This is a genomic window from Psychrobacter submarinus, assembly GCF_904846685.1.
Taxonomy (GTDB): domain Bacteria; phylum Pseudomonadota; class Gammaproteobacteria; order Pseudomonadales; family Moraxellaceae; genus Psychrobacter; species Psychrobacter submarinus.
Map to the genome: position 1 here is coordinate 268,409 of NZ_CAJHBQ010000002.1, position 20,572 is coordinate 288,980.

Below are 20,572 nucleotides of genomic sequence, written 5' to 3' on the forward strand. Positions count from 1 at the left end.
TAGTCTCCTAACCGATGCTCAAACGTTTGATAGATTTGCGCTTACCATAAGCGATTTGTACTAGCGCTCGCGTCACCAAAATAGCGGTGAACAGTGAGCTGACAATACCAATCGCTAAAGTAATAGCAAAGCCTTTGATCGGACCGGTACCGATAGCGAATAAGATAAAAGCCACTAGCAGCGTGGTAATGTTAGCATCGAAGATACTACTAAACGCACGATCGAAGCCGGCCACAATGGCGGTTTTTGGCCGCACACCGTTGGCTATCTCTTCACGTATGCGCTCGAATATCAGCACGTTAGCATCGACCGCCATACCGATGGTCAAGACGATACCAGCGATACCAGGCAAGGTAAGAGATGAGCCTAATATCGACATGATTGAGATGATAATGATGACGTTGACAGCTAACGCAACGTTAGCAATGACGCCAAACAAGCGATAGAAAATTATCATAAAGATGAACACGAGTAAGTAACCGACTTGGGTCGAAAATAAACCTTTATCGATATTTTCTTGCCCAAGTGAAGGGCCAATAGTGCGCTCTTCGACAAAGTACATCGGCGCCGCTAGCGCCCCTGAGCGTAGTAGCAAAGCAAGCTCGGCCGCCTCAGCGCTACTATCTAAGCCCGTGATACGGAACGAGGAGCCAAGTACCGCTTGGATATTGGCACGGTTGATGACTTTAGTCTCCGCGTAAGGCGTCCGAACTTCAGTCGTCTCACCCGTTATTGGATCTTCTTCATAAGTGATGCGTTGTTTGTTTTCGATAAACAGCACCGCCATTTGCTCACCAACTGAGGTGCGCGTGGCGTTTTGCATGAGTCTACCGCCAGCGCTATCTAAGGTAATATTCACCTCAGGTGTACCGCTCTCATCAACGCCTGTCTGCGCGTTAGTGACTTTGTCACCGGTAACGATAGCTTGACGCTCTAACAGAACCGGCGGGCCATCTAGTGATTGAAAAGGGAAGGCCTCAGTGCCAGCAGGAGGAATACCGCCGGTGTAGTTTTCGGCATCTTTTGCTACCATGCGAAACTCAAGGTTGGCAGTACGTCCAAGTACCCGTTTGGCCTCGGCAGTATCTTGTACGCCCGGTAGCTCCACCACGATACGGCTAGCGCCTTGCGACTGTACTAATGCTTCTGCGACCCCAAGCTCAGCAATCCGGTTACGCAAAGTCGTCAAGTTTTGATTGACCGCGTAACTGTTAATCTCATCGACCATGGCATCGTTATAGGACATGACTAGCGCAGGGCCTTGGTCATCAATGGTTGATTGCACCGTAAAGTCATTACCCATTGACGCTTGTAGGATGTTTTGTGCGCGTCCACGGGCGTCAGTGTCAGAGAAGTGCAGAATGATGCTTTGACCTTCAGTTTTAGTACCGGTCACCGCTACGCGTTCAGCGCGCAGCTCTCGGCGCACGTCACGGCTAGCGCTGCTAAGACGCTGCTCTAGCGCCTTATCCATATCCACTTCTAGTACAAAACGCACCCCGCCGCGAAGATCCAAACCGAGCTTCATAGGCTTAGCGCCGATATCGCGTAACCACTGCGGCGTGGTTTGCGCTAAGTTGAGCGCGACGACATAATCATCGCCTAAGTTTTGGCGCAAGACTTCCTGAGCTTTTAGCTGCTCATCTGGAGTATCTAAGCGTACCAAGGCACTGTTGTCCTCAAAGCTACCATCGTGAAAGTCGATATTGGCTTCACTAAGCAGACGCTCAGACTCCGTTAATACGCTCTCAGACAGCTGAGTACCTGCTGCAGCACTCGTAATCTGCACCGCAGGCTCATCAGGATAAAGGTTTGGAGCCGCGTAAAGACCTGCCACGATAAGCACGACAATGATAACTAGGTATTTCCATGCGGGATATTGCATAATGACTTCTTTATATTGATAAAAGACTGGTGATGCAGACCATGAGTGAATAGATAATAGGGTAGCTAATAGCCAAAAATGACCGCAATTAGTGAACGGTCATTACAATATATGTGACTATAAATATATGACTATAAATAAGTACTATAACCTATAGCTGACTACAATCTAACTCATCGTCAAGCAGCACTAAGGTAAGACTTAAACGCTCTCAATAGTGCCTGCAGGGAGTACTGAGATTACCGATGCGCGTTGCACTTTGACATCTGTATTGTTGTTTAAGCTCACAACAGCATAATCGCCTTCGATTTGCTTGATGCGGCCCATGAGGCCACCAGCAAAAATAACTTCGCTGCCAACGGTAAGCGAGCTTACCATCGCGCGGTGCTCTTTAGTACGCTTAGACTGCGGACGAATAACCAAAAAGTAAAAGATAGCAAAAAAAGCGACTGGCAGTAGTAGCTGACCAAATAGTGACGCGCCACCGGCGGCATCGCCTGCTGCTTCAGCAGCATGGGCTGACTGGATAAATAAGCTCATAATTTCTCTCGATAAGTGAGGTACAAAAATAAAATTAGACGCATAGTAACAAAAAATCTAACACTTAGTAACTGTTAATCATAGCACAAGCGCATTTTTCTTAGCCTGACAATAAGCATAGCGCTAATGGTAGCAGCTATGACGGTACGCATTAGGGCAGATAAGTGCTTCTAAATACTGGTTTTAGTCTTAGGTTTTAGTCCTAGATTGAGACTAACTATCAAGGGCTCAAAATAGATAAGCGTTAGTATACCGATAAAACGGCTCATAGGACTGCAAAATTTAAGGCTGAATGGCCCGTGGTTTCATCGTATGAAGACAAAATATTGTGTAACCTGAGTATCAATGATAATATCGAATGCTTATAAAAGTGTTGGCTTTATAGCAGCGCTTTATTTTTCGCTCCACCTTTTATTAAATCATTATTTAGGTTACCCGACTTGCTGCTTACCTCTTTGGTTACTTCTCGTTTATATCGCTTACGTGCTTGTCGTAAACAAGCTTCAGCGGAGCCTCCCCCTATAAAAAACGCTAGCTCTTATCACTGGATTTTATCGGTTTGCACTGCCATATTCAGTGCGACATTGCTTTTGTTGCCGACATCTGTACTAGCAGCGAGCTCAGCTGCAGCGACAGAGGTCGCAGCACAAGCTACAGCAAGTAGTGTGCTACTATTAGTGCTGTTTGTACTCTTAGCAATTGGTGTCTCGTTTGTCTGCTCGCTTGCAGAGTCAGCGCTACTGACTATGACACCCTCTTACATCGCTGATGTACAAGAGAGAAATCCCAACAAAGCGGCCATGCTCAAACGTCTTAAGGTCGATAACATCGATCAGTCGCTGGCGGCTATTTTGACTTTAAATACCGTAGCGCATACCGTCGGTTCTATTGGTGCCGGTGCGCAAGCCACGATTGTCTTTGGTAGTGCTTGGTTTGGTGTGTTCTCAGCGTTTATGACATTGGCTATTTTGTTTATATCTGAGATTATCCCCAAAACCTTAGGGACCGTTTATTGGCGTCAGCTTAGCGGTGTAGTAGCGTACTTCGTTCGCGGTATTATTATGCTTTTATATCCGCTGATATGGATATCTGAGCGTATCACTAAGCTGCTGGTCAGAAGCAAAGAGACCGATGTCTTTAGTCGCCGCGAGTTTGCCGCTCTTGCTAGTATAGGTGAGGAGGCTGGTCAAATTGACCCGCTAGAGTCGCGTATTATTCGTAATTTGTTAGCCTTTGGGGCGATAAAAGTCGAAGATATCATGACGCCGCGCTCAGTAATGCTCGCTTTTGAACAAAACAAAACCGTCACTGAGCTATTAGCGGATCGCCCTAAGCTGACTTTTTCGCGCCTACCTATCTATGATGATGATTTGGATAATATTACTGGGTTTGTGCTAAAAACAGATATCTTATTAGCAAAAGTAAATCACGCGACCCATAAGCCTTTGACGCAGTTTCAGCGAGAGATCACTTTTGTTTTCTCCAAGATGAAATTGTTTGACTTGTTAGAGCTGATGCTAAAAAATCGTATTCATATTGCCATTACTGTTGGCGAGTATGGCGAAGTCAAAGGACTTGTGACCTTAGAAGATGTGTTTGAGACCTTATTGGGCCTTGAGATTGTCGATGAGATTGACCGAGTTGAAGATATGCAAGCACTGGCTAGGCAGATGATGGATCGCCGTGTTGAGCGCTTGGGGATGAAACTTAGTGACGATGAGCATGACAATGACGCTAGAGTAGATGAGAGTCATAATACTGACAAATCTAAGTCTTAGCGTGTTATCGATACTGTGTTAATGATATTAGGAGTTCGACTCTAGCACTAACAAGGACTTTTTTTAGATCAATCAATAAGATAAGCCTAGCCGATTAGATATGCAATTATCACACAGGGAGTTACATGACTGTGAGAAATTACTGATAGGCTAAAACTTTCAAGATAACCGCTAAGGAAGAAGATGAAACGTTTGGGGAATACACGTTTGGGGAATACACGTTTGGGGAATACACGTTTGGGGAATACAGGGTTACTAGCGTTGATAATCAGAGGCGCTAGTCTCACAGCATTAGCTACCGGCGTAAGTGTAGTCGCTGTTAACGCACAGGCCGCGACGATGAGCGAGGGCTTAGTACAAAACTATGCCAGCTCCATGAAGACGGCGGCGAATAATAAAAACATTAGCCAAGTGTCGCGTTTGGTGTCTGACGATGCGCTTATCTCTTTATCCAGAAAAGGTAAAACGACCAGCCTAGATAAAGATGCGTATCTAAGACTGTTACAAAACAGTTGGAATCAGACCTCAAACTACCGCTACGACATTAATATCGATAATATCGTCATTACTGGAAACCAAGCTAAAGCTAATGTCAACACCACAGAGAGCTGGGTTAAAGATGGCAATAATGTCTCATTCGTGACTAATTCAAGAGTAACCTTAACCTTATCAACGGGTAACGCCATACTATTAAGAGCGGTATCACAAGTGACTATTAATTAGTAGGTAATTAATAGCTCATTAATAGATTGTATTGATAGGCTATGGTTTGACTAGTAACTTATGCGCCGTAACTTATAGGTCAAAGATCATAAATTATAAGTCACAAATCATTATCGTTGTATGATAAGCCATGAATAATAATCAATGAGTTAATATGATTAATTGAGTTATTCGTTCAAGCTTGCGATAGTTATAATGTTTATCTTATGCTGCGTCTTACACTGTAATAGCGACAAGTTATCTTTACCAAAAGCTATCTAAGCTATGCTGAATCAAGAGGGTAATGCTATGCTCTAATAAACGCTTACTGTTATGTAAAATATAAGCCTTGAGAATTTACTTTCAGTCAGCTATTTTTATCCATTGTTATTTTTATCTATTTTTGTTGCTAGGAAGCCGCCATTATCATGTCTATCGTGCCGTCAAACTCTCGTTTACCTATCGCTTTGCCTTTGACCCTTGCCGTATCTGCTCTACTTGTCAGTGCTTGTAGTAATACGTCAGCGGTAAAAAACACTGGGGTTAAAAATACTCGTACGCCTGTGGTCACTAAGCGCCCAACTGCGACCCCGCAAACTCCTGCTAGCGATGACTATTCAACGGCTTATTTAGATGAAGAGAGCTTAGATGAGCTCGCGGATTTATTAGAAGCCAGTGACATGGCTATGGTTGAGGGTAATAAACTTGCCATTCAGCAGTACGGTGATTTATGGAACCGCCTGCGTGCCGGTTATCGGATGAACGCTGGTCGCCCTATCTACAATCAACGTATCGAGGGGCAAAAAGGCTGGTTTACGAGTAGACAAGATTACTTAAACCGTTTGACCGCGCGAGCCAGTCGCTATTTATATCATACTGTGCGCGAAGCGGAGCGCCGCAATATTCCGACCGAGTTGGCATTATTGCCCGTTATCGAAAGCTCGTATGATCCTAGTGGTACGAGTAGTGCGGCGGCTGCAGGCTTGTGGCAGTTTATCCCAAGCACGGGACGCATCTACGGTCTCAATCAAAGCAGTACTTATGACGGTCGCCGCGATGTTATCGAGTCGACGCGCGCCGCTTATGACTTCTTGACAGCGCTGCATAACCAATTTGGCAGTTGGGAGCTGGCTTTAGCAGCTTATAACGCCGGTCCTGGACGGGTACAAAAAGCCATTGATGCGAATGCGGCGCGAGGATTACCAACAGACTATTGGTCGCTGAGACTACCTACTGAGACGATGAACTACGTGCCGCGCTTTTTGGCAGTTGCTGAGATCGTCGCTAACCCCTCACAGTTTGGGGTTTATCTACCAGCTATCGCCAACCGTCAGCATTTTCGTAGTGTTCCTGCAAACTACGGCGTCAGTCTGGCTGAAGTCTCACAGCTTACAGGCGTCAGCTACGACGAGCTTGAAAGATTAAACACCGCTCTCACTTCTGGCCGTATTGACGCCTCAGGCCCACAGCGAGTCATTATCCCGAACGATGTCGATGTCAACATCGACGCCAAACTCAGTGCACTGCGAGGTAATGGCAGTAGTAATGTCATCGCCTCTAGCACACCTGCTACGCCAAGTACCTCAGGATCAACATCTTATAATAACAAGCCCTATAGCAGCGGCTCCCTACCTTCAACGGGAAGCGGCCTAGCTGAATATGCGGCTAGTGCTAGTGTGCCGCAACAAACGACCAGTTATATCTCTCCAGCTGCTACGCCGTCTAGTAGCTCAGTGTATAGCAGTAATAACAATGCTAGAACTGAGCCGCCTATTACTAGTAGTGAAACGCAAAAAATCAATGCGGAGCTAAAAAGCAGCAACAGCTTACCGACGACTTCTGCGCAGATCACAGGTAACAATACTATCGTACAAGAGCCGCCACTGAGCCAAGAAGAGCGCGACTTTATTGCTAGACAGATTCAATCACAGACTCCAGATCAGCGAGAGGTGATCAGCGCGGTCGATGGTAATATTAAACTGTCCGCTGTACAGACACAGCAATCTGTGTTGGAGGCTAGCGGTAGAGAGAAAAAGCTTAGTTTTGCAACCAGCGCTAATAGCAAGGCAAAACCACAAGGCAAACGCAGCACCTATACCGTAAAACGTGGCGACACTTTGTCTAATATCGCTAGCCGAGCAGGGGTGAGCTGGCGTGAAATCGCCGAGTGGAACCAGATAGATCCTAAGGCTAACTTACTCTCTGGCAGTACTCTGTACTTGTATAATGCTAAACTTATCGAGCCTTTAAAGAGTAGCAATACGCCAGCTCAACCCGAAAGCTATGTGGTACAAAGCGGCGATACATTGATAGGTACAGCAAATCGTTTTGGCTTATCAGTCACTCAGCTAGCGACTTATAATAATCTCAGTAGCCGTGCTGATTTGCTGCGCGGTCAAAAGCTGTGGTTAGTGCCAGGTAAAGTTACTGCGCCTGCGGTGACTCCTGCTGCTCCTTCGCGTAAACGTGCACAGTCAACTACCGCTACTAAGAACTACAAAGTCCAATCAGGTGACGGTCTCATCGCCCTTGCCAAACAGTTTGGTATCTCAACCCAAGCTTTAGCCGATCTCAATGGTATCGGTAGTACAGATTCGCTGTACGTCGGTCAGACGTTAAAGATACCAGCAGATGCCAATACGACATCTTCATCAAATAGCTCAGCTAGTCGTTCCAGTAGCTCGGCTGTAACCAGTAATTACAAAGTAAAATCTGGTGAGACGCTCATAGGTATTGCCAATAGTTTGGGTGTGAGCGCGGCGCAAGTAGCAGCGGTTAACAGTAGCTTTGATGAAAGAGCTCGCCTACAACGCGGTCAAACCATTAAGGTACCTGTCTCAGCTTCACAAGTGGACAATAAGCTCAATGACAAACCCATCAGCTATAAGATCCGCTCTGGTGATACGTTAATTGGGGTAGCCAACCGCTACAAAATCGGCGTTAGTGACTTGGCCGCAGCCAATAATCTAAGCACTAACTCGAACCTTATCTTAGGACGCAGTTTGACGATTCCAGCTGCGGGTAATCGCTCTACTGCTACGAGCGCAACTAGCACGAGCAGCGCTGCATCGACGAGTACTGCTAGTACAGGTAAAAAGCTAGACAACACTGAGAATTATAAAGTACAGTCAGGCGATGGCCTAATTGCGTTAGCTCGCCGCTTCGGAGTATCTGTATCCGATCTAGCAGCCACAAACAATCTATCGACTAAAGCGCAGCTACAGCGCGGTCAGACGCTTAAAGTGCCAAAAATGACGGTTAGCTACCAAGTGGCTTCTGGAGATAGTTTGATTGGCTTAGCGCGCAAATACGGCGTCTCGACAAAAGAGCTGGCTGATATGAATGATATCGCCCCTGATACGATGTTACAACGCGGTCAGCGCTTAACCGTGCCTAATCGCTAAGCATAATTTCAGTGAGTCCGTTAAGCGGATTGATGGCTCACTGAGCTAATGCGCATAGAATAAAAAAGCTGCTCTTAATACTAAGAGCAGCTTTTTATTACTAAATACATTTTAAATCAGATGCTTTATAAGCTAAACATCCTAGTTATTACACGCTATAGGTCTTGATGGTTTCAAGATAGCTTCTGATATTACTGACGTAATGCATAGCTTGACCGTAGCGGCTATTCGAAGCTCTATTGTCTGATAAATAAGCATATACGTTCGCCCAGCTCTTATCATCGATGCCTTGCTCACGCAGTTTACGCTGAATACGTTTGACTGCATTAGGCCCCATATTATAGCCGGCAAGTGCGAACCAAATCCGATCCGGCTTTGGCACATCAGCAAAGTCTGCTTTTACTTGCTCCAAGTAGCGAGCACCGCCGCCGATGCTTTGATACGGATCAACGCGATCAGAGACGCCCATCGCTTTTGCCGTGCTATTGGTCAGCATCATGATGCCGCGTACCCCAGTAGGCGAGACGGCGTTAGCATCGAGATGCGATTCTTGATAGCCCATTGCAACCAGCAGCTCCCAATCGTGATTATAGTTCTGAGCTTGCTGCTCGAACTGCGTCTGATAATCGGGTAGCTTCTCTGTCAGCGTCTGCTGAAAGTGATTTTGACTATAAGCATCTTTTAGCAGTTTTTGATTATAAAAAGCCGCTAATTTCTGGGTATTATTGATTTTGATATTATCACACAGATAGCTACTAGCCGTTTGTGACAGCAGATCACTGGAGTCCTTAAACGTCCAGCTCACTTTCGGGTTTAGACCGTTATTAGTCAAACTAGTATCATAACCACAGCTTAGATTCACTGAGGCAAGATTGAGCTGATTGGTAAGCTGAGTACTAGCCGTAGTCAAGGCCATATCAGCCTCACCGTTTTTTAGTGCCGCAAGTGCCGTCTCTTCTGTTGCATAAGCTTTTAGGTCGATAGTAACGCCAAGCTCATCAGCATAGCTACGCACTAAATCATAACCAAAACCATGCTGAAAACCGTCAGTAGCAAAATAAGTGCTATCACCAGGCACAGCGGCTATGGTTAGAGTCTTATCTAGCATGACCTGATCATAGGCCGGTACTGGTACCTCCATAGTGGTAAGACTTCTAGCAGGCAAAGATAATAATGCGATACTAGATACTTGGGCAATTTTTTTGGATTTGGCAAAACGAGTTACTTTAGCCGATGGAACGATCTTACTTTTGGTGCTAAGTGTGCGATTGGCTGGACGTAATAAGTATGAAATACGACGTCTAGCTCCTTGCGCGGATACTTTTACACGATAAGTAATACGCTGCATGGATGTCTCCTAATTGTAGCCATCCTACTTACCCTTAGACTGACATTCATACGCAAAGACATCTGTCTTTATATAAATGTCGATCTTTGACACTTTTATACTCATCGCTAAGATACTAGTTCAATTATAGTAGCTCGATAAACAAAGTGTCGTTTGCTACCTATACAAGATAGTCGACTGAATAAGATTGTCGAAACTGCTGGTTAGAGCAGCACTATCAATAGCCTTTGATATCCCTAAGCTTCAAAACGCACTAAAATGGATGAAGAGAGTAACTTGGTATCGTTTCTTCACCAGTCGCTAAATACTTAGATATGTTAAATACTTAGGTATCAAGACTAAAGGTACTAAGGTAAGGTCATGAAAAAGTTATTGTATAAAAGCAGAAGCTTTAGATCTGATTAAAGCTAAAATAATAGATAACCCTTTAATCAGTACTTCTTTCTATAAACAACGAGCCGCTAACAATACTGCGACTGCCACTTATAAGCTCTTATCCAGCGCTAATATTAGCCCTTTAACGACAACAATCTACCGAAGTAGAGCGTCTTTAAAGAGCTAATATCTTATGCAACATCGAAATGAATACCTTTAGCGTTATAGAAATTATCATAACCAAAAGCTAAAACGGCACTCAACCAACGTCATAACCGGAGGCTGTATTAATGGAAAGTCTCATGACAAAACATTCTCTTACAATTATACTTTATGAGGAATATATAGCAATTATTCAAGTTACGTTAACAAAGCAGTAATAAAACTTAACGGTCATGCAGGGTTGACAATATCGACAAAAGTAACCGGCAAATTAAACTGTTCAGCGACCAATTCTCCTAGCGCTTGTATACCGCCGCGTTCAGTCGCATGGTGACCACAAGCGAAGTAGTCAATACCCAATTCACGAGCACTGTGCGTGGTACGCTCAGATATCTCTCCTGAAATATAAGCGTCGCAATCCATAAGCGCGGCTTGCTCAATCATATCTTGCGCGCCCCCGGTACATATGGCGATCCGCTCAATATGCTTGGACGCAGTTGTTACTGCAGAGGTAGTGTCTATCTGCTGGTTTTCTTTACTAGAGACAAGTGACTGATCAGTATCGCTGCCAGAAAGCGAAAAGTCACTTGCAATATGCAGAGGTTTACGCTCTAGAGTTTGAGTAATCGTCTCTATCAGATTTGCTGCACTTTGCGGCTTGCCAATGGCTATATTGCCAACGGGATGCGTCTCATTAGGGTAGAGAGCACCAGTGATGGTGAGTCCTAAACTTTCGGCAAGCTTAGCGTTATTGCCTACGATTGGATGCGCGTCAAGGGGTAGATGATAAGCGATTAAAGAGATACCATGCTGCATAAGCTTGCGGATACGCTTGCCTTTCATTCCGGTGATAGGCTCAGGCTCACCTTTCCAAAAATAACCATGATGGACCATAATGGCGTCAGCGTCAGCATCAATGGCTGCATCTATTAGCGCTTCACAAGCGGTCACGCCAGTGATAATACGCTGAATAGGCCGTCCGCCGTCGACTTGTAGACCATTAGGGCAGTAGTCTCTAAATGCATTGGCGTCAAGATAATCATCACAAAATTTGGCTAAGGCCTGTGCGCTTATCGATGGCGCTGCACTAGGACTACCGTTGTTAGTAGCCGGGCTAGTCGATTCTAAATTATGCTTTTGGTTCTTTTGGTTCATGGGTTCTCCTTATTACTTTTTTATAGCTTACTTTATTGCTTAAATTTTTAGTGGTTTGTCTTCTTTATATAAGTAGGACAGAGGTTTTATGTTGTAGCTGAAATGAGGCACTTAAATGAGGCTTAGTTTATCATATTGCTATTAAGCCAATTTATTACGCTTAGTTGGAGCAGCTAACTGAGCTGATAACTGAGCTAATAGTGTGATAGTGAATGTAGTGAGTATATTGAGTACTCATAGTTAGTTTAAGGTCTCATAAAACTACCTTTGAGCATAATAACTGAAAGGCTACACGATGCCGCAGTACTGTATAATAAGCCCAGTTATAATTGGTGAGCGCAGCTATGTCAGTAGATAGGTTCTATAGCTTAATTTCGTTAAGCTCTTGCCTTTAAAAAATTTTATTGCAGCCCTATCTAAACTATAATATTTACTAGCGCTTTATTCATTAGCATAACATTTACAGAGGTTCTCTATGTCGTCTTCCCCAAACGCCAATAACAAGGCATCGCTATGGCAGTGGTTGCCTTGGGTTTTATTAATAGTAGTAATTGCAGCGTTTGTTTGGCTATTTATGAGTATGAAGACGCCATCAGAGGCGACATGGGAGCCGCCAAGGACTCCGCCAGCTGAGCAAGAGGCCTCAGCGCCAGTTGCTGATACGCCAGAGCCGATCTCTTCTTATCATAATGCAGTAGCGCGCGCCTCCCAGTCAGTGGTGAATATTTATACGACGCAGGCGATGGCAGAGCATCCTTACATCGATGATCCAGTACTGCGCCGATTCTTTGAGAACCATGGTGACCAGCAGCAAGGCCCAGGATCTACTAACTTAGGCTCAGGCGTTATTGTCTCTGAAGATGGGTATATCGTGACTAATGCGCACGTGGTCGAAAAAGCCGATGAAATCACCGTTGCCTTTAGCGATGGGCGTAAAAGCCGAGCTAAGGTCATCGGTACCGATCCAGATAGTGATTTAGCAGTGATTCGCGTCGATATGACTGGGCTTACGCCATTAGGGTTTCGTGAAGAGCCTATTCGCGTTGGCGATCTTGCGCTAGCGATAGGTAACCCCTTTGGCGTGGGTCAAACGGTGACGCAAGGTATTATCTCAGCCACAGGTCGTACGGGCCTTGGTGTCAATAAGTTTGAGGACTTTATCCAAACCGACGCCGCTATCAACCCAGGTAACTCAGGCGGTGCGCTAGTCGATGCTAGCGGTGAGTTGGTCGGTATTAATACTGTGATTTTCTCGCGCTCAGGCGGCTCAATGGGTATCGGCTTTGCTATTCCAACCGCGCTTGTTGAGCAAGTGATGAACGCGCTGATCAAAGATGGCCGCGTCAGCCGTGGCTGGCTTGGCATTGAGATTCAGTCGCAATTGCGTGATCCGACTCAGCTTGAGACCTCAACTGGTGTCGAAGTGCTTAATGTGGTTCCGCAAGGTCCTGCCGCGATTAGTGGCCTAAAGACCGGCGATATTATTTTGACTATTGATGGCGTTGAGATGACCGATGCCAATACGCTGATTCAGTATGTCGCACGCAAACCGCCCAACACGGTGCTCAATACTCAAATACTACGCAATGGTAAGCACGCTGAAGTTCCTGTAACCTTAGCTGAGCGCCCGTCACAAGAAGTCGTACAACGTCCCGTTATTATGGAGGGTGGCCCTGAACAGAGCTATCACGGCGAGTCACAAGAGCGACCGATGATGAGTGAGGAGGAGCGTGACCGTATGCGTGAGGAGCTGATGAAGCTATTTGAAAACAATGGCGCACCTCAATAATAGCTTGCGTTACTTCAGCGCTACTGTCTATGTAGCATTAGTTAATAGCAACATGACTGAACATCAAAAAACGCGCTGTCTTTCAAAGACAGCGCGTTTTTTATGAGCGAATGGTTTATGAATCACTCAGTCTTTTACCAGCTCATGATCGATATAGATAACACCTTGAACCCGGCAGCAGCAGGGCAATATCTCATTATCCTCAATCATCGCAAGCGGCGCAAAAGGATACTCCACCACATGCGAGCTGGCGATACGGCGTACGCGGCAGCTACCACAATAGCCCTCACGGCACTGATAGTTGATATCGTGCCCAGTACGCAGTAAGCCGTCTAGCAAGGTCTCGCTATCATGCAAATAAAAGCGCTGTTTGCTAGTCACTACCCACGTCATTGCCCAAGCTCCTGATGGTCATTTTTATTGGTGTTTTTTGCCTTGATGATAGCGCGCCTACATGACAGCGATATGTCATCGACGCGCTAATAACATCTAAAAATTACAGCTCAAAGTCATCAAAGTCGCTATCGGACAAGTCTGAGTTGATCTGACCGACCAGATACGAGCTGATCTCAGTCTCTTGCGGCGCGACTTGCACGTTATCAGAGGATAGCCAGGTATTGATCCAAGGAATCGGATTAGACTTCGAATTTGGGAAGGCTGAGGGTAGGCCAACCGCTTCCATACGCAAGTTGGTGATGTACTCGATATATTGGCAAAGGATATCTTTATTAAGTCCGATCATTGAGCCGTCTTTAAATAAGTATCCCGCCCATTCTTTTTCTTGCTCAGCGGCCTTACGGAAGATCTCAATACCTTGCTCATGACATTCCTCGGCAATCTCAACCATCTCAGGATCATCTTTGCCATTACGCATCAGGTTCAGCATATGCTGTGTACCAGTCAGATGCAGTGCTTCATCACGAGCAATCAGTTTAATAATCTTGGCATTACCTTCCATCAGCTTGCGCTCAGCAAAGGCAAACGAGCAAGCAAACGACACATAAAAACGAATCGCCTCAAGCACGTTGACCGCCATGATGCACAGATAGAGCTGCTTCTTTAATGAGCGCAAATCAACACTGATTTCTTCGCCATTGACCTTATGCGTGCCGGCACCGTACAAGCTATACAGCTGCGAGTTACGGTACAGCTCATCATAGTAGCCTGCGATGTCAGAGGCGCGCTCTAGGATATGCTCGTTCTGCATGATATCATCGAAGACAAGCCCTGGATCATTAACGATATTACGAATGATATGCGTGTAGCTGCGCGAGTGAATGGTCTCGGAGAATGACCAGGTCTCAATCCACGTTTCAAGCTCCGGTATCGACACCAGTGGCAGCAGCACGATGTTGGGGCTACGACCTTGAATGGAGTCGAGTAGGGTCTGATATTTGAGGTTACTGATAAAGATATGCTGCTCGTGCGAGGATAAATTACTAAAGTCGATACGGTCTTTTGAGACATCGACTTCCTCAGGACGCCAAAAAAACGACAGCTGCTTTTCAATCAGTTGCTCAAAGATCGGGTGCTTTTGTTGATCGTAGCGGGCGACATTGACCGGCTGACCAAAAAACATCGGCTCTGTAAGCGCATTATTCGGGGTTTGATTAAAGATTGAATAAGTCATGAAACTGCCTTTTTAAATATCTAGTTGATTGATATATTGATATAAACGTTAAATACATTCTATAGGGTGTCTTACCCAATAACCTACAAGTTCTCCAAAGATATCTGCCCTTCGTTGACATAAGCTTTGAGCATCTCGCTAAGCTCACCATCATCCAAAGCGTCTAGTTCATCGATAGCGCTTTTACGCTGCGGGCTTAATCCTTCGTCTTGAGGCAGTTTTGCCGCTGTTTTTTTAGTGACACGCTTTGCTGGTTTTTTCCCAGCTTTTGCGACCTCTTTTTTTGCGCTTTCTTGATTTGAGGCAACGTTTGAGTCGAATTGCTCGCGCACCGCTTCGATATCGACTTCTATTTGTACGATGTGCGAGCTACCGTCATTAATATCTGAAAATACGTTAGGGATAAACAACCCACCGTCTTTGATGATTGCGGTATATTGCACGTCTATGACCTCCGTCATTTTTATTCTTTATGTGTTGCGATTATAGCGGTAAAGTTAAAGGGTTTTTTTGATTATACTTGAGCTATGGTTGGCGTACTGCAAGGCTCTCATATACCTTATTGTTTTCTCTTTTGCCTACGGCTAGTACATAAACGACCACTACATCATCTTTGACGGTATACACCAGACGATAGCCTACAGTACGCAATTTGATTTTATAGGTATCTGGATGTCCAGAGAGTTTTGATGCAGGCACATGAGGGTTGGATAATCGCTGCTGCAGCTTTTTTTAAACTGCTGCTGAATACTGGGCGCGAGCTTTTTCCATTCTTTTAATGCGAGAGGATGAAACTCAAGACTATAAGTCATCCAAGGTAACCTTTATCGGTGTCTGCCCGTCATTCATTCGTGCGCTAACGGTTTGGCTGAGTGCCATATCATCCATGGCTTCCATCATACGCTCGTACATGTCTGTGGAAACTAAGTAAGCCACGGGTTTATTGTGATTTAAAATGGCAATCGACTCACCATCTGACTGTTTGATTAAAGCAGACGGGTTATTTTTTAGCTCTGAGATACTGGCTGTTTGTGTCGCAAATATCGGTTGCATGATTCATTCTCCGCTAATATTGTGTCCTAAATATAGGGCTAATTTTAGCACGAAAATTCGGTCTTACTTGTTACTGTGTTAAATTAAATATTTTAGTAGCCAATCCCGCCTACCGCTTGTATCTGCCTAGCCGCTGGCGTGCAGTCTATCTTGTCTGACCGCATTCCTGTTGTCTCGATACTACGTTCAGTCACAGACTGCATCGCCATCGTCGTCAGCAGGATACCGCTATAGTCGGGGCTAAACGACCGTGTTAGGGCGTCTTTCTTTTTACTTAACGACTCTTCCGTTTGGACGTAATTTTTAGAGTGCGCTGGGCGCATCCTACAACTAGATTTTAATGTCAAACTGGTCTTTCAGGATTTTTACAAGATATATAAATTGCGTATCGTCATCAGGTATTAACTTTCTAAATTTTAAAATATTTCTCCTATCAAGAAATATTTTACTGTCTATCATTATCTCATGGGTTTGATTAATTGTACGGTCAAACTCACCGACTCTCTTAGACCATCTATCAAGTTGACTGCTACTTAAAGAACTAACATTTAGGTTCAATAGCTCATCCAAAGGGTTTTTGAAATCCTCAGCATACATTCTCAGATTATTCTCATGATATAAAAATGCTAAGCCATCAATAGTGCCTATAGGTATCTCTTTATACCTTGACGGTGCTTTTACTCCACTAGTCTTTAAGGTTTCATATTCTTCTTTGCTAAGCTTTATAGTCTTATAAATAGTAGGGTTTCTGTTTTTTACCATAAGCTTAATCATTTCAAGGATAAATGAGGGACAGCCTCTTGAAGCATGAGTAAAAAACTGCTGTAGCTTATGAATATGACCAATCTTTCCATACATATTTTCTATAACTACTACTTTTTCAAGGTATTGGCTCGAATTACTCTTGAAGCTTGCTATTTTTTCTTTCGCTTGTCTATCTCTATACTCTCTGTTGAAGCTTTTCTCTAAAGTTTGAAAGATAACACCAAAGTGATTTTTACCACATATATGTCCTACGTTTGTTAGCTTGCCTGTGTCAGTTTCGACAATATATCCATTATTATGAGCTGTGCCACAGTTTGAGAGCCCACACTTTCCTGTGGTCGGAAGCGTATACTTATCGATAACTCTTTTTAGCTTTTCCTTCTTAGGATCTAATGAGTCAGTATATCCACTCATTTTATAAATATCATCCCAAGTATTAATTCTCAAAAAATGCTTTTTACTAACTGAAATATTCAAATTCTTATTCCTCTTAGCCACTTATACTTAATAGTGCTAAGGTGTCGAAGCACCCTAACACTAAACCATTTAGGTCAGACCAAACACCTATGCTATTTTTCTAGCATAAGTATGTTTAGCGTTTAAGTTTATGTATCCGTTAAGACCATTTCCTGTTCTAGCTAGTCTTATCATATTGTTGACATGATAAGCGCCAGTTTTGGAATAGTTATATAGATACATACCACCTTTCGTAAAACGCACAATTATAGAGTCATCACCGACCTCGAATGCGCTTACGCCAGAGTCGCCATGTATATCACGATAAACTTCCATACTCATTACTCCTGAGTAGAAATATTTGTGACTACCTTTTCACGGTTTTTTTGGACAAGTGGTAAGTTTTAAATTAGAATGTCTGCTCTGAAAAAGGAAATTCATTCTATTGGCCTATCACTTGTGGACGTCGGTAGTCTCAACTTCCTGATACTAAATATTGACGTATTTAGCATCTCCAATGGCATAGTTGATTACTCTTCTATGCCATTTTTATCTTCTACTATCTACCTCCTGTGCTACCCCTTTATAACTACCTTTCATACCACTCATAAATCGACCTGTAGCAGCGTCTCTCTTAAGCGAATGCTTAGGGTTACTAGGATGCTTCATTTGAGTTCGAGCTTTTACCGAACCTCTGCGAGTACTACGGCCTGTGTTCTTAGCCATAATTAAATTACCTCTCTATTAATTAGCTTTAGTGGTTTTATGCTATCTATATTTTAGTTGCACCTCCTTTTACTAGACCAAGTTATCTATTAGGCTCTCTAAATTAGATCAGAGAGCCTAATGGCCAAATTTTTAAATCTTACAAGCCCCGCCAGCACAATCATCTTCCATATCCGCTTGTGCATCGTTCGCTCCATCACGCGTGTTGTGATAATACAACGTCTTCACACCCATTTTATAAGCGTTGAGCAAGTCTTTTAGCAATATTTTCATCGGTACACGGCCACCTTCATAACGCACCGGATCGTAGTTGGTATTAGCCGAGATACTTTGATCGACGAATTTTTGCATGATAGCGATAAGCTTGAGGTAGCCATCGTTATTTGGCATTTGCCACAGTAGCTCGTATTGACCACGTAATTTCTCAATCTCTGGTACCACTTGCTTGAGGATGCCATCTTTTGACGCTTTGATAGAGACCAGACCACGTGGTGGCTCGATACCGTTAGTGGCGTTGGCGATTTGGCTTGAGGTCTCAGACGGCATCAAGGCGGTTAGGGTAGAGTTGCGTAAACCGTGTTCGGTAATCTCACTACGTAGCGTTTCCCAATCGAGATGTAGTGGCTCTTGGCAGATGTTATCCAAGTCAGACTTATAAGTATCGATCGGCAAAATACCTTGCGAGTAAGTGGTCTCATTAAAGGCAGGGCACGCGCCTTGCTCGCGGGCGAGTTTGTTTGACGCTTTGAGTAAATAATACTGCAGCGCTTCAAAGGTTTGATGGGTCAGGCCTAGTGCTGAATCATCTGAATAGCGCACGCCATTTTTGGCCAAGTAGTACGCATAGTTGATCACGCCCACACCTAAGGTACGGCGGCGCATACTGCCATTTTCAGCAGCTTTGACCGGATAGTCTTGATAGTCGAGTAGGGCATCAAGGGCGCGGACGATTAATTCTGCGGGCTCTTCGATATCGCTAACGCTCTCGACTTTACCCAAGTTGACCGCTGATAGGGTACAAAGCGCGATTTCACCTTCTTCGTCATTGATATTATCAAGCGGCTTAGTCGGTAGCGCAATCTCCATACACAGGTTTGACTGGCGAATCGGTGCAACGCTCGCGTCAAACGGGCTATGGGTATTGCAATGATCGACGTTTTGGATGTAGATACGGCCGGTGCTAGCACGCTCTTGCATCATCAGGCTGAACAGATCTGCCGCTGGAATCTGGCGCTGACGTACAGAAGGGTCGCCTTCGTACTTGGTGTAGAGCGCTTCAAACTTCTCTTGATCTTCAAAGAACGCATCGTACAGACCTGGGGTGTCATCCGGCGAGAATAAGGTAATGTCTTGGCCTTTAATCAAGCGCGTGTACAAGGTTTTGTTGATTTGTACGCCGTAATCCATGTGACGCACACGGTTGTCTTCGACACCGCGATTGTTTTTGAGTACAAGGAGTGATTCAACTTCTAAATGCCATAGTGGATAGAAGAGAGTCGCGGCCCCGCCGCGCACGCCGCCTTGCGAGCAGCATTTGACTGCCGTTTGAAAGAGCTTATAAAACGGGATGCAGCCGGTATGCTGCGCTTCACCGCCGCGGATAGGGCTACCCAAGGCGCGAATACGGCCAGCGTTGATACCGATGCCAGCGCGCTGCGAGACATAACGCACAATCGCGCTGGTGGTCGCGTTGATAGAGTCGAGGCTGTCACCGCATTCGATAAGTACGCACGAGCTGAACTGGCGCGATGGCGTACGTACACCTGACATGATAGGCGTCGGTAGGGAAATTTTAAATTGTGAGGTCGCGTCATAAAAGCGTTTGACGTAGCTTAAGCGCTCAGCTTTATCGTAATTGGCAAATAGACACATGCCTACGAGCATATACAAAAACTGCGGGCTTTCATAAACGCGCTTGGTGACGCGGTCTTGTACGAGGTACTTGCCTGCCATTTGCTCTACCGCGGCATAAGCAAGGTTCATATCGCGCCAGTGATCGAGGTAGGCTTCTAGCTCATCAAACTCGCTACGGCTGTAGTCGGCTAGGATATGCTCGTCGTACTTACCTGCTTCAGTTAGAGTTGTAACATGATCGAATAGGTGCGGCGGCTCAAACTGATTATACGCAATCTTACGCAGATGGAAGATAGCAAGGCGCGCGGCGAGATACTGATAGTCAGGCGTGTCCTCTGAGATGAGATCGGCAGCTGACTTGATGATAGTCTCGTGGATATCACGGGTTTTGATGCCTTCATAAAACTGAATGTGCGATTTAAGCTCCACTTGTGACACTGACACATTATCTAAATCGTGCGCGGCCCATTCGATTACCTTATGGATTTTATCCAAATCTATAGGCTCTAGGCGTCCGTCGCGTTTGGTTACTTGAATATTATCAATATGTGTCATACCGCCCTCGTAAATTATCAATAGTTAGTCGTATTACTCAGTCAAAACTGTCCTAAGTCAAAACTGTCCTATAGTGTTATCGACTTCTTTTATTAAGCAAGCTATAACCAAAAGCTTCTGTGCTTTTTTTTAGGCAAAAGAATACCGAAGGCTCTAGTCAGGTAAAAAACCACTGAGCACTACATATAGCGTATTTGTTAGTAAGTAGACACAATATAGCGGGAATAATTTGAAAATGCTATATTGATTTTAGATTGAATTTATGTTGTTGAGGTGCTAAATTTCAGCAAAGAGCGATGGCATAAGGCCTAGAAGATATGTAAAGAATCATAAATTTTTTTATAAAAAACAGCTTGCTTTTCACTTTTGCGAATTTGATATCTTTGCTACTGATA

Annotated in this window: 16 protein-coding genes and 1 pseudogene; 4 read left to right on the forward strand and 13 right to left on the reverse strand. The window is 44.6% G+C overall.

Going from position 1 to position 20,572, the window contains the following annotated elements; translation table 11 throughout:
• Nucleotides 1-7 precede the first annotated feature (7 nt).
• Together secD and yajC are read right to left on the reverse strand one after the other, a co-directional pair.
• Nucleotides 8-1,885, reverse strand: coding sequence for a protein translocase subunit SecD (secD, locus tag JMY03_RS07420; protein WP_201556679.1), 1,878 nt, complete (start codon nt 1,883-1,885; stop codon nt 8-10).
• A 201-nt stretch (nt 1,886-2,086) separates the two neighbouring features.
• Complete coding sequence (gene yajC, locus JMY03_RS07425; RefSeq protein ID WP_025644181.1) at nt 2,087-2,425, reverse strand: preprotein translocase subunit YajC; 339 nt, start codon at nt 2,423-2,425, stop codon at nt 2,087-2,089.
• 590 nt (nt 2,426-3,015) lie between these two features.
• On the opposite strand from yajC, the gene JMY03_RS07430 reads away from it, so the two are divergent.
• The 3 genes from JMY03_RS07430 to JMY03_RS07440 all read left to right on the forward strand — a co-directional run bounded on the left by JMY03_RS07430 (nt 3,016) and on the right by JMY03_RS07440 (nt 8,309).
• On the forward strand, nt 3,016-4,203 hold the full coding sequence (locus JMY03_RS07430; protein WP_390880084.1) for a CNNM domain-containing protein: 1,188 nt from the start codon (nt 3,016-3,018) through the stop codon (nt 4,201-4,203).
• Nucleotides 4,204-4,386: 183 nt separating this feature from the next.
• A complete protein-coding gene (locus JMY03_RS07435) occupies nt 4,387-4,926 on the forward strand; it encodes a nuclear transport factor 2 family protein (RefSeq protein ID WP_227675545.1) in 540 nt (179 codons plus the stop codon).
• A gap of 407 nt (nt 4,927-5,333) precedes the next feature.
• Nucleotides 5,334-8,309 carry a LysM peptidoglycan-binding domain-containing protein gene (locus JMY03_RS07440; RefSeq protein ID WP_201602575.1) on the forward strand — a complete coding sequence of 992 codons (2,976 nt, stop codon included), beginning with the start codon at nt 5,334-5,336 and terminating at the stop codon, nt 8,307-8,309.
• Nucleotides 8,310-8,457: 148 nt separating this feature from the next.
• On the opposite strand, the gene JMY03_RS07445 is transcribed toward JMY03_RS07440, so the two are convergent.
• Entirely contained in the window at nt 8,458-9,657 is a 1,200-nt protein-coding gene (locus tag JMY03_RS07445) for an MltF family protein (RefSeq protein WP_201602578.1), read from the reverse strand.
• Between the two features lie 768 nt (nt 9,658-10,425).
• The gene (locus JMY03_RS07450) at nt 10,426-11,349 is read right to left on the reverse strand and encodes a Nif3-like dinuclear metal center hexameric protein (protein WP_201602588.1); all 924 of its coding nucleotides are present in this window, start codon (nt 11,347-11,349) and stop codon (nt 10,426-10,428) included.
• 475 nt (nt 11,350-11,824) lie between these two features.
• Here JMY03_RS07450 and JMY03_RS07455 point away from each other — a divergent pair, with 475 nt between their 5' ends.
• Nucleotides 11,825-13,138, forward strand: a complete 1,314-nt coding sequence (locus tag JMY03_RS07455) for a S1C family serine protease (RefSeq protein ID WP_201602590.1) — start codon at nt 11,825-11,827, stop codon at nt 13,136-13,138.
• 126 nt (nt 13,139-13,264) lie between these two features.
• On the opposite strand, the gene yfaE is transcribed toward JMY03_RS07455, so the two are convergent.
• The 9 genes and pseudogenes from yfaE to nrdA form a co-directional block, all read right to left on the reverse strand.
• Nucleotides 13,265-13,531, reverse strand: coding sequence for a class I ribonucleotide reductase maintenance protein YfaE (gene yfaE / locus JMY03_RS07460; RefSeq protein WP_025644195.1), 267 nt, complete (start codon nt 13,529-13,531; stop codon nt 13,265-13,267).
• A gap of 103 nt (nt 13,532-13,634) precedes the next feature.
• Nucleotides 13,635-14,768, reverse strand: coding sequence for a class Ia ribonucleoside-diphosphate reductase subunit beta (gene nrdB / locus JMY03_RS07465; protein WP_201602592.1), 1,134 nt, complete (start codon nt 14,766-14,768; stop codon nt 13,635-13,637).
• Between the two features lie 83 nt (nt 14,769-14,851).
• Nucleotides 14,852-15,229: a hypothetical protein gene (locus tag JMY03_RS07470; RefSeq protein WP_227675546.1), complete on the reverse strand. Its 378-nt coding sequence runs from the start codon at nt 15,227-15,229 to the stop codon at nt 14,852-14,854.
• A 64-nt stretch (nt 15,230-15,293) separates the two neighbouring features.
• Nucleotides 15,294-15,580 (reverse strand): annotated as a pseudogene (locus tag JMY03_RS07475) (type II toxin-antitoxin system RelE family toxin).
• A complete protein-coding gene (locus tag JMY03_RS07480; protein WP_201577588.1) occupies nt 15,570-15,821 on the reverse strand; it encodes a type II toxin-antitoxin system Phd/YefM family antitoxin in 252 nt (83 codons plus the stop codon). The pseudogene JMY03_RS07475 and the gene JMY03_RS07480 overlap by 11 nt, the downstream one beginning before the upstream one ends.
• A 92-nt stretch (nt 15,822-15,913) precedes the next feature.
• A complete protein-coding gene (locus tag JMY03_RS07485; protein ID WP_201602594.1) occupies nt 15,914-16,144 on the reverse strand; it encodes a hypothetical protein in 231 nt (76 codons plus the stop codon).
• 7 nt (nt 16,145-16,151) lie between these two features.
• Nucleotides 16,152-17,063, reverse strand: coding sequence for a hypothetical protein (locus JMY03_RS07490; RefSeq protein ID WP_201602596.1), 912 nt, complete (start codon nt 17,061-17,063; stop codon nt 16,152-16,154).
• Nucleotides 17,064-17,150: 87 nt separating this feature from the next.
• Nucleotides 17,151-17,378 (reverse strand): hypothetical protein, encoded by a 228-nt coding sequence (locus JMY03_RS07495; protein WP_201602598.1) that lies wholly within the window; start codon nt 17,376-17,378, stop codon nt 17,151-17,153.
• A 522-nt stretch (nt 17,379-17,900) separates the two neighbouring features.
• Complete coding sequence (nrdA, locus tag JMY03_RS07500) at nt 17,901-20,177, reverse strand: class 1a ribonucleoside-diphosphate reductase subunit alpha (protein ID WP_201602600.1); 2,277 nt, start codon at nt 20,175-20,177, stop codon at nt 17,901-17,903.
• Nucleotides 20,178-20,572: the final 395 nt, after the last annotated feature.